This window comes from Streptomyces sp. NPDC085524 (assembly GCF_044541755.1).
In the GTDB taxonomy this organism is placed as follows: domain Bacteria; phylum Actinomycetota; class Actinomycetes; order Streptomycetales; family Streptomycetaceae; genus Streptomyces.
In genome coordinates this window covers 321342-334364 of the sequence record NZ_JBITTH010000002.1, presented here as the reverse complement: position 1 = coordinate 334364, position 13023 = coordinate 321342, and the positions used below count along the sequence as shown (strand labels likewise).

The 13023-nt window shown below is 70.5% G+C and carries 15 protein-coding genes and 3 pseudogenes; 7 read left to right on the top strand and 11 right to left on the bottom strand.

Annotated elements, in window-relative coordinates; all coding sequences use genetic code 11:
* Window positions 1–28: 28 nt before the first annotated feature.
* The 8 genes from ACIGFK_RS04335 to ACIGFK_RS04300 all read right to left on the bottom strand — a co-directional run bounded on the left by ACIGFK_RS04335 (window position 29) and on the right by ACIGFK_RS04300 (window position 6456).
* Complete coding sequence (locus ACIGFK_RS04335) at window positions 29–694, bottom strand: response regulator (protein ID WP_376658367.1); 666 nt, start codon at window positions 692–694, stop codon at window positions 29–31.
* On the bottom strand, window positions 691–1878 hold the full coding sequence (locus ACIGFK_RS04330; protein WP_386463787.1) for a sensor histidine kinase: 1188 nt from the start codon (window positions 1876–1878) through the stop codon (window positions 691–693). Before ACIGFK_RS04330 ends, ACIGFK_RS04335 begins: the two co-directional genes overlap by 4 nt.
* Before the next feature lie 7 nt (window positions 1879–1885).
* On the bottom strand, window positions 1886–2548 hold the full coding sequence (locus ACIGFK_RS04325; protein WP_386463784.1) for a DUF998 domain-containing protein: 663 nt from the start codon (window positions 2546–2548) through the stop codon (window positions 1886–1888).
* A 275-nt stretch (window positions 2549–2823) separates the two neighbouring features.
* The gene (locus ACIGFK_RS04320) at window positions 2824–2997 is read right to left on the bottom strand and encodes a hypothetical protein (protein ID WP_400050471.1); all 174 of its coding nucleotides are present in this window, start codon (window positions 2995–2997) and stop codon (window positions 2824–2826) included.
* Between the two features lie 453 nt (window positions 2998–3450).
* Complete coding sequence (locus tag ACIGFK_RS04315) at window positions 3451–3933, bottom strand: lamin tail domain-containing protein (protein ID WP_400050593.1); 483 nt, start codon at window positions 3931–3933, stop codon at window positions 3451–3453.
* 496 nt (window positions 3934–4429) lie between these two features.
* The gene (locus ACIGFK_RS04310; protein ID WP_400050469.1) at window positions 4430–4864 is read right to left on the bottom strand and encodes a hypothetical protein; all 435 of its coding nucleotides are present in this window, start codon (window positions 4862–4864) and stop codon (window positions 4430–4432) included.
* A gap of 61 nt (window positions 4865–4925) precedes the next feature.
* Window positions 4926–5279 (bottom strand): VOC family protein, encoded by a 354-nt coding sequence (locus ACIGFK_RS04305; protein WP_386463780.1) that lies wholly within the window; start codon window positions 5277–5279, stop codon window positions 4926–4928.
* Window positions 5280–5352: 73 nt separating this feature from the next.
* Window positions 5353–6456, bottom strand: coding sequence for a Glu/Leu/Phe/Val dehydrogenase dimerization domain-containing protein (locus ACIGFK_RS04300; RefSeq protein ID WP_400050468.1), 1104 nt, complete (start codon window positions 6454–6456; stop codon window positions 5353–5355).
* A 78-nt stretch (window positions 6457–6534) separates the two neighbouring features.
* On the opposite strand from ACIGFK_RS04300, the gene ACIGFK_RS04295 reads away from it, so the two are divergent.
* From ACIGFK_RS04295 to ACIGFK_RS04275, 5 genes and pseudogenes are all read left to right on the top strand, one after another.
* On the top strand, window positions 6535–6993 hold the full coding sequence (locus ACIGFK_RS04295; protein ID WP_376658360.1) for an Lrp/AsnC family transcriptional regulator: 459 nt from the start codon (window positions 6535–6537) through the stop codon (window positions 6991–6993).
* Between the two features lie 79 nt (window positions 6994–7072).
* A pseudogene (locus ACIGFK_RS04290) lies at window positions 7073–7354 on the top strand (XRE family transcriptional regulator); the annotation flags it as partial.
* Window positions 7355–7640: 286 nt separating this feature from the next.
* Window positions 7641–8045 (top strand): annotated as a pseudogene (locus ACIGFK_RS04285) (glutamine synthetase); the annotation flags it as partial.
* Window positions 8046–8157: 112 nt separating this feature from the next.
* A complete protein-coding gene (locus ACIGFK_RS04280) occupies window positions 8158–8553 on the top strand; it encodes a hypothetical protein (RefSeq protein ID WP_376658359.1) in 396 nt (131 codons plus the stop codon).
* A gap of 148 nt (window positions 8554–8701) precedes the next feature.
* On the top strand, window positions 8702–8836 hold the full coding sequence (locus ACIGFK_RS04275; protein WP_400050466.1) for a hypothetical protein: 135 nt from the start codon (window positions 8702–8704) through the stop codon (window positions 8834–8836).
* Between the two features lie 321 nt (window positions 8837–9157).
* On the opposite strand, the gene ACIGFK_RS04270 is transcribed toward ACIGFK_RS04275, so the two are convergent.
* A complete protein-coding gene (locus ACIGFK_RS04270) occupies window positions 9158–9451 on the bottom strand; it encodes a putative quinol monooxygenase (protein WP_400050464.1) in 294 nt (97 codons plus the stop codon).
* A gap of 321 nt (window positions 9452–9772) precedes the next feature.
* Window positions 9773–10078 carry a hypothetical protein gene (locus tag ACIGFK_RS04265; protein WP_376658356.1) on the bottom strand — a complete coding sequence of 102 codons (306 nt, stop codon included), beginning with the start codon at window positions 10076–10078 and terminating at the stop codon, window positions 9773–9775.
* Between the two features lie 302 nt (window positions 10079–10380).
* Between ACIGFK_RS04265 and ACIGFK_RS04260 the strand changes: the two are divergent.
* Window positions 10381–11256, top strand: a pseudogene (locus ACIGFK_RS04260) (IS5 family transposase).
* Window positions 11257–11326: 70 nt separating this feature from the next.
* On the top strand, window positions 11327–11986 hold the full coding sequence (locus ACIGFK_RS04255; RefSeq protein WP_376658354.1) for a hypothetical protein: 660 nt from the start codon (window positions 11327–11329) through the stop codon (window positions 11984–11986).
* Window positions 11987–12455: 469 nt separating this feature from the next.
* On the opposite strand, the gene ACIGFK_RS04250 is transcribed toward ACIGFK_RS04255, so the two are convergent.
* Window positions 12456–13004 (bottom strand): DUF1062 domain-containing protein, encoded by a 549-nt coding sequence (locus ACIGFK_RS04250; RefSeq protein WP_400050463.1) that lies wholly within the window; start codon window positions 13002–13004, stop codon window positions 12456–12458.
* Between the last annotated feature and the right edge of the window lie 19 nt (window positions 13005–13023).

Sequence of the window (13023 nt, the reverse complement as noted above, 5' to 3'; positions counted from 1 at the left end):
GTGCAACCAACGTCCGGGAGTTCTGTACCTAGCCGCCGACGCGGACTAGGCCCGTCTCGTAGGCGAGGATCACCAGTTGGGCTCGGTCGCGGACGCCGAGCTTTGCGATCGCGCGGGTGACGTGGGTCTTGGCGGTGAGCGGGCTTATGAAGAGCTGTGCGGCGATCTGGTCGTTGGACAGGCCGGTTGCGATCAGGCGGGTCACCTCGAGTTCCCGCGCGGTGAGCACGGCGAGTCGTTCGGCGGTGTCGGTGGGCGCTGCCGGGCGGTGCGCGAACTGTTCGATCACCCGTCGGGTCGCGCTCGGTGAGAGCAGCGCGTCGCCGGCTGCCACTGCCCGGACCGCGTGGCGCAGGTCGTCCGGTTCGATCTCCTTGGTGAGGAAGCCGCTCGCGCCCGCACGCAGGGCCGCGAAGACGTACTCGTCGGTCTCGAAGGTGGTGAGGACGATGACCCGGCAGTCGGCCAGTTCAGGGTCTTCGACGATCATCCGGGTGGCAGTGAGTCCGTCCGTGCCGGGCATGCGGATGTCCATCAGGACGACGTCGGGGCGGACGGCGCGGACGGACCGGACCGCCTCGTCACCCGTCCCCGCCTCACCCACCACCTCGATGTCCTCGGCCCGGGCGAGAAGACTGCTGAATCCGGCCCTCACCAGGGCCTGGTCGTCGGCGAGGAGCACCTTGATCGTCATGAGTGGAAGCCTGGCACGGGGATGGCGGCTCGCACGAGCCATCCGTCGCCCTGGTTGTGCGGTCCGGCGGAGAAGTCGCCGCCGAGTGCGCGGACCCGTTCGTCCATCCCGCGCACCCCGTGCCCGACCGCCCCGGGCGTCTGCGCGGCGGACCGGCCGTTGTCGGTGACGCTCACCTCCACCCGCCCGTGGACGAGCCGGACGGTGATGTCGGCCCGTGACGCCGCCGCGTGGCGGGCCGTGTTGGTGAGCGACTCCTGGACGATGCGGTGGACGGCGAGGGAAACTGGTGCGGGGACGGCGGCGAGGTCGCCGGCCGTCTCCAGCCGTATGTCCAGCTCCGCCGAGCGCATCCGGTCGACGAGCGCGGCGACCTCGGGGACCCCGGCCGCCGGGCCTTTCGGGGCCTCCCCGGGCGCGCGCAGCACGTGTACGAGTGCGCGGAGGTCCCGTACGGCCTCGGTACGGACCTGCTGGGCGGCAGTGAGCGCGACCCGCGCCTCCTGCGGTGAGTCGTCCAGGGCCTCGGCCGCGACCCGGAGCTGGATCCCGACAACGGTGAGGGTGTGCCCGACGACGTCGTGCAGTTCGCGGGCGATGTCGAGGCGGGCCTCCGCGATCCGTCGGCCGGTCTCCGCGTCCCGTTCCCGCGCGGCCCGCAGCAGGCGCTCGTCGAGTTCGCCGCGCCAGCGCAGCCGGTTGCGGTAGGCGGTCGCGGCGGCGAGGAGCACCGCCAGCCACAGCGCCTCGGCCCCCAGGGAGACGAGGACCTCCCGCGGGGTGGCGCCCTTGGCCGATGTTTCATAGGCCGCGGCGAAGGCCAGTCCGGCGAGCCCGACGCCGGCTGCCCACGGAAGGCCGGGGCGGCCGGGCCGGTCGTCGGAGGCCAGAGTGGCGTAGGCGGCCGAGACCGGCCACACCCAGCCGCCGTCGGTGAGTCCCGAGGTACGGAAGACAACCACGGCTTGCACACTCAGCAGCAGCACGGCCAGCGGCCACCGGCGGCGCGCCAGAAGGAGCAGGCCCAGCCACAGGGCCAGCGGCAAGGCTCCCGCAGCATCCAATCGGCCGCCGAACCGGGCGGTGCCTGCCAGGACCGCGACGACGGTGCCGGCCGCGAGGAGCCCGTCGATCAGCCGCGCCACGCGGGGGCCGGCAGGGGCGGGGACGGGGGGTCGGTCCATGCGCCGATCATGCACGAGGGCCCCACCCGTCCTCGTCGCGGGGGCGCGTCGCGGCCAGGGCGAGCGCAATCCACCCCAAGTCGACGGCGAGCACGAGGCGTTCGACAAGACCGACGAGCGTGGGGGCGCCGCCCCATCCCAGCGACGGACCGCCGTCCATCACGTCGATCAGGAAGACCGCAAGCACCGCCGTGGCAGCGACCGAGGCAAGAGTGGAGGCGTTCAGCGCCGTGCGCAGGTCCGTCCGCCGGGCCACGAGCGTCCCGCGCAGCAACACAGCGGCGGCCGGCAGGGCAGCGAAGGCGAGGAAGGCGGCGCTGCCGTGTACGAGTTCGGACAAGGAGGGGCGGCTCCAGTGACCGGGCGGGTCAGCAGGGAAGAGGGCCGCGACCAGAATGCCGGCCGCCCACACCACGAGCGCGGCCCTACCTGCCCTCCGGGTGGCGGCGCCCAGCCGTACCGCGAGGCCGGCGGAGGCGGCCCCAACGGCCAGCAGTGCCGCCGGGAGCAGCCAGCCGGCCGTGCCGTGCACGTACCGGCTCAGGGTCTCGCTCACCAGGTCGTACCCCGGGTTGAGCATCTCCACCGCTGCCATCGCCGAAGCCCCGGTGCCGATCAGGATGAGCGGAGCCCGTACTCCCGCCGCCGGTGCCGTGTTCGTCGCCGTCATGCCGTCCTCCTCGGTGTCGTTCCGGTGATCCAGAACCTACGGAGGGGACGGGAGCGGCCGCGTCGTCCCGATGCGGACATCCGCTCGTACCCCGGATGGTGTCGTCGTCCGGCCGGCTGCACCGTTTGGTGTACGCACCAGGGACAGCCGGGCCGCCACCAGCACCACCGCCACGACACCAGGACCGGCGTGGAGACGCGGAAGGCGATCGCACCAGCGCCCGCGGGCACGGACTCGAGGCCGGTGGACAGACCATGTCACGGTGGCAGAGCGGTCTATACGGTCCACGCACGCGGAGCCCGGCGGGTTTGGGTGATCCAGCGGACGAGGGCTGCGTGGGTTTCGTCGTCGAGCGACGACAGGATGTAGATGGCTTCCAGGTCACCGGGGAGTGGAGAAATGCCGGCGGCGGTCAGGGCCGCCTGCAAGTCCAGTCTCCGACGGTCCATGGGCGTAATGGACCAGGCCGGCCGTGGGTCGGACAGCGGCCCGTGAGCCGCCGCATGACCCTCCCCAGCAGAAGAACACTGCCAGTCCGTGTCACCTGGACGTCTCTGCGCCGGGGCAGCGTGGTTGGTCGGCAGGTCGGTGTCTGCGCCGGGGAAACGGTAGGGGTCCAGGTCCGACTGAGGGATCGTGACCTCGGACGGATCACAGTGCCATGGCTCCACGAAAAACCTTCCTGCATCGACTGCTTCCACATCGGCTCTGGGCACCGCCTGCAGCGGCGGTGGGGGCCCGCCGGAGCCGGGCCCGTCCCCGTCGAACACGGGGGACGGCCAGGCCGACGGGGGCGTGATCCGAGCCGGCCGGGCCGCCGGGCCGCGGCTGCTTGCCGCGGCACGCCGCTGCTGCTGGTGGCCGGCAGTCACGGTCCCCGACGGTGTGGCTGCCGGGCCGGATCAGCGGGGGTCGCGGTGTCCGTGGCGGCCCCAGGTCTCGGTGTCGACGACGCGGCCGCGGTCGTCGCGGAGGGTGGCGGTGTCGCGCTCGTCCCAGATCTGGTGGCGGCGGTCCTGGTAGACGTCGCGGTGGGTGTCGCGGCCCTGGCCGGTGTGGACCTTGACGCGGGAGTGTCCCTCGAGCCGGAGCCCGGCGAAGCGGTAGCGGTTGCCGTCACGGTCGGTGAGGGTGAAGCCGTGGAGGTTGACGGAGTGGCGGCCGGTGTTCTTCACCTCGACCCACTCGCGGTTCAGGGCGCGGTTGTCGCGTCCGCGGCTGCCGTGCTGGACGTCGCCGATGACGATCGAGGCGTACGCGCCGCGGTGGTCACGCCGGTCGTCGTCGTGGGCGACGGCCGGAACAGCGGCCGCCCCGATCAGTGCGCCGGCGGCCAGGACTGCGGCGACGGTGCGGCGGGTGGCGAGGGAAGCTGACACGCAGATGACTCCTTCAACGATCAGCCGGCCCGGCCTCGTGCCGGCCGGGCGGGCTCCGTGCGGTTCCCGGCGTCCTGCCGAGGGCCCACACTCTGGCCCGCACCCGCCACCAACCGCCACAACCCATGACGCCCGTTTCCCAATGCGGACATATCCGCAACTCTCCCTTGCATGCCGCAAGCGTCAATAGCCAGTTGACGCCGTCCGCCTGCCAAGCCGGAACAGCCCTGCCCGTATCGCAAAAAGGATTTCTCAGCCAGATAAGCAGCTCATTCACGACAGCCGGTGCTGTGCGCCGAATGCGCATACAGCTCCGTAACAAGCGCCTCCATCGCTTCCTCGAACCGATTTCCGCCACGCCGCGCAGACGTACGGGCGTGGCGGCTGTCCGACCGACACCACGCGCCCAGGGCCGGGAGCATGTCCGGGAAGCGGGCCGCCGAGCTGGAGAGAAGTGAACTGGCCGCCCGGTGCAGGCGCACTCTGACCCTGTGGCCCCGGATCAGTCTCCGGTGGAGCCCCAGAAGCACAGTTCTGCCGGGCGGCTGTCGTCTTCGTAAACGATCGTGCAGCAGCCGGAGCCTCGGTCGAACGGAGGGAACCAGCCGTCTCCGGCCCGCTTCAGCGCCTGCTCGACGACCTCCCGTCCGGGATGTGCCGTCCCGAACAGTTCGACGACTTCCGCCGTTTCGACCACCCTCACGTCACCAGGTTCCTCCATGTGTTCCTCGCAACGGACCACGCGCTCGACGTCCAGCACGGAATGCGCTGGCTCCTCCTCCAGCCAACCGCTCGCCGTCAGTGCGGCCAGCGTCTCGATCCCTGCTTCCCGGTAGTACTCGGCCTCCTGGGCGAAGACCGCCTCGCGAAGATCGTCCAATGCATCCTGCTCACGGTGCCGGAAAGGCGTGAAGTACGACCATCTGCTCGCTCCCATGTCCGCGGATCCTACGCACGGGCCTGCGACAGCAGCCCATAACCCGTCACCACGGCGCGGGTCAGTAGTACTGGGACAGGCAGAATTCGTGTTCTTCGGGATCGGCCATCACGACGACCACGCCCTCGTCGTAGTCGTGGCGTTCGCCGGTGAACCGGCCGCCGAGGGCGACGACCTGGGCGATGCCCTGGTCGATGTCGTCGACCACGACGTCGAGGTGCAGGCGCGCCTTGCCGTGTTTCGGCTCTGTGACAGGCTGGAAGACGAGGCGGGGCTGTGGGTCGCCGCGGTGGCCGAGGTATACCCAGCCAGGCTGGGACGGCCCCCTCTGGCGGTCAAGGAGGACGCTCCAGAAGGCCGCCACCCGTTCCACGTCGATGCAGTCGATGGTCACTCCGCCCCAGTGGTTCGCCATGTTGTCACCACTCCTTTTGTTGTCGCGTGGGATGTCGGCGGCTCGGACCCCATCGGCCCGGCAGCCCGCAAGGTCAGGGGCAGCGCTGCGGTGCGAGTCGGGTGCGAGGTACCTGGCGCACCCGTTGCTCGGCGAGTTGCCTGGCCGCGATCGCGGGCGTGGTCCGGTGGGTGCGGGCCCTGTGGAAGACCTGCCGGAGGGTGGCGGCTATGCCCTCGATGCGCTCGGTCAGCAGTTCCTCGGATTCGTGGCGCAGTTCGACACCGGTGGCGTGGATGACTCCGCCGGAGCTGACGACTACGTCCGGCGCCCAGAGGATGTCCCGTGCCGCAAGGAGGTTGGCGGTGGCCGGTTCGTCAAGTTGATTGTTGGCCGGGCCAGCGATGGCGGTGCACCGCAGCATCGGCACCGTGCGGGCGGTCAGCAGGCCGCCGAGCGCGGCCGGCACGAGGATGTCGACCTCTGCGGTGAGGGCGTCGGCCGGATCCACCCAGGTCGCGCCCAGTTCCTCGGCCAGGCTGCGTGTGGCTGGGTTGACGTCGGTCACGACGAGCCGTGCCCCGGCCCGGTCCAGGAGCCGGGCGACGTGGGCGCCGACCGCACCGAGGCCGATCACCCCGAAGGTCCGGCCGGCGAGATCCGGTGACCCGAAGGCCTCTTCGGCCACCGCGCTCAGGGCAGCCAGAGTGCCGCGCGCGGTGTGGAGGGAGGAGTCGCCACTGCCGCCGACCTCGACGGGGCGGCAGCAGAGGTGCGTGGTGCGTTCGCCGATCACGGCCATGTCGGCCGGGTTGCTTCCCACGTCCGGGCCTGCGATGTAGCGGCCGCCGAGCGATTCGATCGCGTCGCCGAGGTCGTGGAGGAGTGCCGTGCGCTCCCCTCCGGCGGGCCGGGCTGCGGTCGGGAGGGCGACGACTGCCTTTGCGCCGCCGTGTTCCAGGCCGGCCAGCGCGTTCTTCTCGGTCATCGCTGCCGCCAGCCGCAGCGCGTCAGCGATCGCGGCGGCAGGGTCGGCGTAGTGGGCGATCCGGCACCCACCGGCTGCCGGACCGAGAGCGGTCGAGTGGATCGCGACGGCGATCGCGAGTCCGCTGCGGCTGCCGCGTACGACCTGTACCAACTCGTGTGATGGATTCGGGATGTTGAGGGACAGAGCTTGCTCAAGTGCGACTGTCATGCCGTGAAGCTAGCCGTTCCGACAAGGCTAGGGGCTATCAGGCGAATAGAATTCGGCGCAGGGGGTCATACTCGCCGCATGGACGAACTTGATTCGGCGATCGTCCGGCATCTGCAGCGCGATGCACGGCAGACCAACCGCGACCTCGCCCGCACCCTCGGCATCGCCCCGTCGACCTGCCTGGAACGCATCCGTGCACTGCGCGCCCGCGGGGTCATCACCGGCTACCACGCCGCTGTCGACTCGGCCGCCCTGAACCGTCACGTCCAGGCGCTGATCCACTTTCAGATCCGCCCCCTCAGCCGGGCGGTCATCGAGGCGTTCAAGACCTATGCCGCTGCCCTGCCTGAGGTCAGCACGGTTTATGTCGTCACAGGCGGCGACGACATGATCGTGCACGTCTCCGTACCAAGCGTTGACTACCTCCATGGCTTCCTCATGGACAAGTTCACCGAGCGCCGCGAAGTCGTCGGATTTCGTACGTCTGTGATCTACCAACACACCCACAATCAGGTGCTCGCACCCCTCACGCCTTGACCCGCCAGGCTCGCCCCCGACCTGCGCATGCTCGTCAACGAGATCCGGGCATGACCAAAGGCCCCCTGCACACCCGCCCGCCACCGCCGCCGATCAGTTCGGGGACCCGGCTGCCCGGGTGTGGGTGCGCGGGCGGGCCGCCATCGCCCTCGGATACGAGGGCGCGTCCCTCGGGGTCGCCGACGTCCGCGCCGAACAGGCCCTGGCCCTGGCCGAACGGCCCTCGCTCGGGCGGCTCAACGCCATCTACGGCAAGGCCCACGCCGCCGCCCGCCGCGGCGACCACCCCACCGCGTTCGCGCTCGACAACCGGGGGCGGCGGGTCTTCGACGCGGCCGGCTCCCACGAGCAGACCTCCGACGCTGGACGCCGATTCCCACCCCGAGGCACGACACAGGGCCCACACCCGGGTACCGGACCTCGCAGCATGCCCGAGGGCCGCCGCCCCGCGAGGCGCTGCGGCCCTCGGCCTGCCCAGCGCTACGGGGCGGGGGTGAACTCCACCTCGGTGCCGTCGCATCCAGCCGCGATGTCCAGTCCCGCTCCACCTCGTCGGCCGCGAGCCCCCAGCGGAGCTTGGTCGCGGTCCACTCTGCCCCGTACCGGCACAACGCATCCGGCGACGGCGGCAGCCACTGTGCCGGATCATGCGCCTCATGCCCGATTACGGCCGACTGACCGCGCTCGCCGCTCAGCCCGGATGGGCCTGGGCACCGGTCAACCGGTTCGGCCAAGACGGGCAGCCACAGGCGGGCTGTCACCGCACCTTCGCCGCCCGCATGGTGCGGCAAACCCATGACAGGGGCCTCACACTGCAGATGGGCTTCGAAACCGAATGGACGGTGGCCGCCTTAGCCTCCGCCGTACCCAACCCTCCAAGGCAGCCGCCGGCGCAGCCGGACCGTACCGGCCCCGGGCCCGCGTACGGTATGGCCCGTCTCGCCGAATCGGGTCCCTACCTCCTCGCCATCGTCGAAGCCCTCACCCTCCAGGCAATCGACGTGCTGCAGATCCATCCCGAGTACGAGACCGGGCAGTACGAGGTCTCCACCGCTCCCGAAGACCCGCTGGCCGCCGCCGACACCGCCGTACTCGTCCGCCGCACGCGGAAGGTGAGTACCCGCGCCCTTCCCGTTCCCCCTCGGCGACCGCAACGCTTGGGTCATGCGCCCGAAGCGACTGAATCCCACCCCTGTCCTGCTCCTGTTCGTCGTCGCCGTCTCTGCATGGGCCGGCTGGCTGGGCTGGGACCAGCACCGCGACGTGCACCCCGATGGCTCGGTGACCGGCCCCTACGAGGCGTGGCAGGTGATCGGGCTGGTCCTGACCCTGTCGGCCGCCGTGGCCTGGGCGACCCTCCGCGGTCACGCCACGAGCGCCGTTCTCGGCGTGACGGCCGGTCTGACCGTTGCCTGCGCCTACGACTGGTCGGACGACTCCAGCGGCCTCTTCGCTCTGGGCGTGGTCATGGTCATGGGAGGCACCTTCGCCGCGACCTCCGCCCTCTCGGCCCTGATCACCCACATGACCCGCAACGACGACCGCCGCGGACGAGCGTGACCAAATGGACGGTCCAGCAGGTGAGGGTGGCCGGGCTCCACAACCCGAGGCGAGGCAGCCCCGTGTTCCGCCGGAGTCAGCGCCCCGGCAAACTCGCGCCCGCCGTGACACCGACAGCAGTCTGCCGCGCGCAGCCACTTTGCGGGCGGTGTCGTCGGACGTGAACGGGACGAGCGCCATCGGCTTCGTGCCTCGCGGCGGCGGTGGTGAGGTCGGCACCCGGCGCAGCCAGGTCGGGCAGCAGGCCGCCGTAGCCGCGGGCCAGGTGTACATGCCGCCGTAGAGGTGCCGTCGGCGGCGAGGGCGGCGATCAGTAGGGCGGTCACCGCCCGGACATCGGCCGCCGTCAGGCGGGCAGGGCCGTGGATGCCGGTGTCCTGGCGGGTGGAGGTGATGTCGCCACCGTAGGCGCGCAGGGGTGCGCGTGCCGCGCAGCGGGCCGGTCGCCGTGTCGCAGCGGTGCGCGTTGTCCTGGCAGTCGGCACAGTCGAACGGGGCCGTGAGGACGACCTGGGAGACAGCAGTCCCGGGCCCGGAGGCCGACGGCCGTTTTGCAGGGCCGCGAAGAAGGTGACGGGGGCTCAGATGGGTACTGGGGTACCTGTCACTCCGCAGCGGTGAACACGTGCTCGGCCGGCGGGCCGGCCAGCAATCCCGGACCCGCCGCGAGCGCCTCGGTCAGGTGCGGGCTCGACAGGTGCGCCTCGAACGCGGCGCGGTCCTCCCACTCCTCGAACACCAGCCATGCGCTCGGGTCCTCGGGGTGGACGTACGCCTGATAGCTGATGTTGCCCGTCTCGGCCCGCGACGGAGCGACCAAGGACAGGGCCTGCTCACGGACCTTTCCCTCTGCCCCGGGGGCGGCCTTGAGCAGGGCGATCGCGGTGACCTTGGGCATGGTGCGCTCCGTTCGACGCGTGGCTGGCGGGACGCGAGAGTGTATGTCTGCGCGCCGTACGGCACAACGGGCCGCCGCCCATACCCGCGCCGTCGGCTCTCAACTACCGCAGCACGCCCGTGCCCGGCGGCGCGGAGCGGCAGCCGCGCGCGTTCGAGCGGGTCGGCATGGTCGACGTACAGCGCGACAGGCGCCGGCAGGCCGCGGCCCCCGGCCGCACAGCGTGGTAGTGCGGCGGGAGCTCCGGCATGCAGGAGAGTTCCGAGAACGTGTGTGCCCGACGAGACGGGCCGGCCTCATCCTCCTCACCTGCGCAGCCGTTCACGGGTAGCGATTCGGTTCACCCGGGCGCTCGAAGGAGAACCCGCGTGGCCCCGGGGGTTCCGCGGCACCGTCGCACAGGCACGGCTGCCCCTCGCCCTCGACGAGGCCGCTGCCGTCGAGAAGGGGTTTGCCGTCGAAGCTCCGGCCGACAGAGCCGAACAGTTGCGTCCCGCGGGCGAGCCCCATCAGGCCCGCAACGACCTGCCTCGGCGGGACGGGGAGTCCGCCCGACACCAGGGGGACGAGCAGGAAGAGGTTTCTCTTCTCACGTGCATTCGGGCCGGTCCACAGCGCGACGATCACAGCGCACCGTCGGATTCGGGGATACATCCGCGGACGTAGTACGGCCTCGCAATGGGAGCGCCGGTGTAGTGCCAGAGAGCTGCAGCGACGGCGCTCTGCGCGCGGGAGAGGCAGCCCTCGGTACAGGTCAGTTGACCCATGACGGGCACTTCTGAACGCCTCGGCAGTAGGCCGTGATGACTCCGACCATCTCCTGTGCACCGGGCGCTTCGTACCGTCGTCGTCGGTGGTTCTGGCGTAGCGGACCTTGACCACTGGGGAGTGTTGCGAAAGTCGATCAAGGTCATGGATGATCACTCGCCGTGGGACGTGGAGATCTGACGAACGGCCAGTGGGCTCGGCTGGAGCCGTTGTTACCGCAGGGCAAGAAGCCCGGGCGTCCGCCGACGTGGACGCGGCGGCAACTGATCGACGGCATACGGTGGCGGACCCGGACCGGGGCGCCGTGGCGCGACCTGCCTGAGCGATACGGGCCCTGGGACCGGGCCTACGACCTGTTCCGGCGTTGGCAGCGCGACGGCACCTGGAAGCGCATCTTCGTGCACCTACGGGCCATGGCGCGACGCCAAGGGCCTGATCACGTGGGACGTCAGCGTGGACTCCACAATCGCTCGGGCCCATCAGCACGCCGCGGGGGCGCGTAAAAAGGGGCTTCCCAGAAAGAGCCTCCCGGCGGTGTCTTCAGCGAACCGGACGACCACGGCCTCGGGCGGTCGCGCGGCGGGCTGACCACCAAACTGCACCTGGCCGTGGAGCAGGGGCAGAAGCCACTGTCGCCGCTTGTCACGGCCGGCCAGCGCCACGACAGCCCGCAGTTCCAGCCGGTCCTGGAGGGCATCCGGGTACCCCGCACCGGCCCAGGCCGGCCGCGCACCAAGCCGGACAAGGTCCGCGCGGACAGACCCTACGGCTCCCGCGCCAACCGAGCCTACCTGCGCAGACTCGGGATCGGCTGCACGATCCCGGAGAAGGCCGACCAGGTCCGCAACCGCAAGAAGCTCGGCTCCCGTGGCGGGCGCCCGCCCAAGTTCGACAAGGACGACTACAAGGAGCGACACGCGGTGGAGTGCGGGATCAACCGCCTGAAACGCCACCGAGCCGTAGCCACGAGGTATGACGAGCTCGCCGTCCGCTACGAAGCGACCGTGCTGATCGCCGCCATCAACGAGTGTCTGTGACAAGCCAGAGCGGGAAGGTCCCGGAGAAAACCTTTCGAGGAGACCACTACTGGCCTGACATCCTGGTCAGATGCTGCTCAAACTGACCGGCTCCAGCTGTTCGGGCAAGACCACGCTCGCCTACTCCGTGGGCGAGCGGCTGGAGCGGGTCGCCGTGCACGACTTCGACGAGCTCGGCGTACCGGAAGGCGCCGACCGCCGGTGGCGCAACCGCATGACCGAGATGTGGGTGCGTCGCGCGCTGGAATACCAGGACCGTGGCGTCGACCTCCTGCTGACCGGGCAGTCCCCGATGGGAGAGGTCCTGGCCAGCCCTTCCGCCCCGCTACTGGACGGAATCGCGGTGTGTCTGGTCGACGTGTCCGACGAGGTCCGGCGCGGCAGGCTCACCATGCGCGACCCTGGCCGATGGCACGCTCCGGCGGTTGACGCCTTCCTCGGCTGGGCCGCCTGGCACCGCCAGCACGCCGAGGATCCCCAATACCGACCCGATGTCATCATCGACGACAGCTGGCCCCGTATGGCCTGGCACCGCTGGACCGGGTGGACGGCCGACGACCGACGATGGTGCACCCACCTGATCGACACCACGGATCAGCCCGTCGCGGAATCCGCAGATCAGGTTGAGCAATGGGTTACCCAACAGCGCGACGCGCTCCGCTCCGGCCATCTCGCCCTGTCGCAGGGCTGGTCAGACCAGACAACCGCCCGAGCCAATTACGGCTCCTGATCTACTTTCGCAACGCTCCCTAAATCGACCTGGCGGCCGTTCTTGATGGCAGAGCCCCAGTATTCGCCGTTGAGTGCGGCGCTGATGAGCCTGCAACTGGTGATGCCGTGCGGGCGGGAGAAGTGCTGCCATCGGAGTTCGCCGTTCCCCGTCCGTGTGGGGAAGCGGCGGTTGTCCCAGTCCGTCTGAACGCACCTCTCCGTGGTGCCCCGCGATGTGCGCGGAGCACGGCCGGAGCAACACCCGGGCAGGCTACGACAGCCGCCAGAGCAACCGTCCGCCCCAAGGGGAGCAGTGATCACCCATGCAGGGTCCCGCCCTCTGGCCTGCCCCTACACGAGTGACATGTGAATTCACCCGGATGCCGATCAGATGTCTCCGCCTGACCACCCCGGCCGTGGTCACCGCACGGCCGTCCAGGGGCCTGTCCGGCGGATCTCGCCGGACAGGCCCCTGCCCCCGGGAGGGGTCAGCGCTTGAGCGTGAAGGTGAAGTCCCCCGAGAGCTTGCCGCGCAGCCGGACCGCCGAGACGAGCTTCCCGTCCGTGATCAGTCTCCCGACCTCGGCCCGTGAAAGACGGCACCCCTCAGAGATCAACCGCATAGGCCGTACCGGGATCCGCGCTGCGAAGCGGACCGAGACGTCGATCACTTCCCGGTCCAGGTGATCCGATCCGCCGGTGTCGAGGCGCCAGGCGCCGTCCCAGTCAAGGGCGATGTGATTGCGGCGCTGCACGACCGGATCCTGGAGCAGTTCGGCTGCCAGGCCCGGGTCGTTGTCATGGAGCCGGTCCAGCAGCTCGGGTCGTACGGAGCGCACGTGCACCCGCTCCAGGACCGTGAGTTTCGCCGTGTCCCCGCACGCGGTGCAGAGCGCGAGGAGCCAGGCGTCGAGGAGCTTGTGGTTGGCGTTGACGCGGAATTTGCCGTTCGCCCGGAAGCGCTCGGACGCGCACGTGTGGCATCGGCGGAGAACGAGCGGCAGGCAGGTGGGAGCGACCACCCAGGTATTGAGCACAGAAGTACACCGGTTCCAG

What these genes read in the sequence shown, in the direction of transcription:
- ACIGFK_RS04255 (WP_376658354.1), top strand. Translation starts at nt 11,327, where the DNA reads ATGCTGCTCAAACTGACCGGCTCCAGCTGTTCGGGCAAGACCACGCTC.
- ACIGFK_RS04335 (WP_376658367.1), bottom strand. Translation starts at nt 694, where the DNA reads ATGACGATCAAGGTGCTCCTCGCCGACGACCAGGCCCTGGTGAGGGCC.
- ACIGFK_RS04325 (WP_386463784.1), bottom strand. Translation starts at nt 2,548, where the DNA reads ATGACGGCGACGAACACGGCACCGGCGGCGGGAGTACGGGCTCCGCTC.
- ACIGFK_RS04270 (WP_400050464.1), bottom strand. Translation starts at nt 9,451, where the DNA reads ATGCCCAAGGTCACCGCGATCGCCCTGCTCAAGGCCGCCCCCGGGGCA.
- ACIGFK_RS04305 (WP_386463780.1), bottom strand. Translation starts at nt 5,279, where the DNA reads ATGGCGAACCACTGGGGCGGAGTGACCATCGACTGCATCGACGTGGAA.
- ACIGFK_RS04280 (WP_376658359.1), top strand. Translation starts at nt 8,158, where the DNA reads ATGCGCCCGAAGCGACTGAATCCCACCCCTGTCCTGCTCCTGTTCGTC.
- ACIGFK_RS04320 (WP_400050471.1), bottom strand. Translation starts at nt 2,997, where the DNA reads ATGGACCGTCGGAGACTGGACTTGCAGGCGGCCCTGACCGCCGCCGGC.
- ACIGFK_RS04295 (WP_376658360.1), top strand. Translation starts at nt 6,535, where the DNA reads ATGGACGAACTTGATTCGGCGATCGTCCGGCATCTGCAGCGCGATGCA.
- ACIGFK_RS04300 (WP_400050468.1), bottom strand. Translation starts at nt 6,456, where the DNA reads ATGACAGTCGCACTTGAGCAAGCTCTGTCCCTCAACATCCCGAATCCA.
- ACIGFK_RS04310 (WP_400050469.1), bottom strand. Translation starts at nt 4,864, where the DNA reads ATGGGAGCGAGCAGATGGTCGTACTTCACGCCTTTCCGGCACCGTGAG.
- ACIGFK_RS04330 (WP_386463787.1), bottom strand. Translation starts at nt 1,878, where the DNA reads ATGGACCGACCCCCCGTCCCCGCCCCTGCCGGCCCCCGCGTGGCGCGG.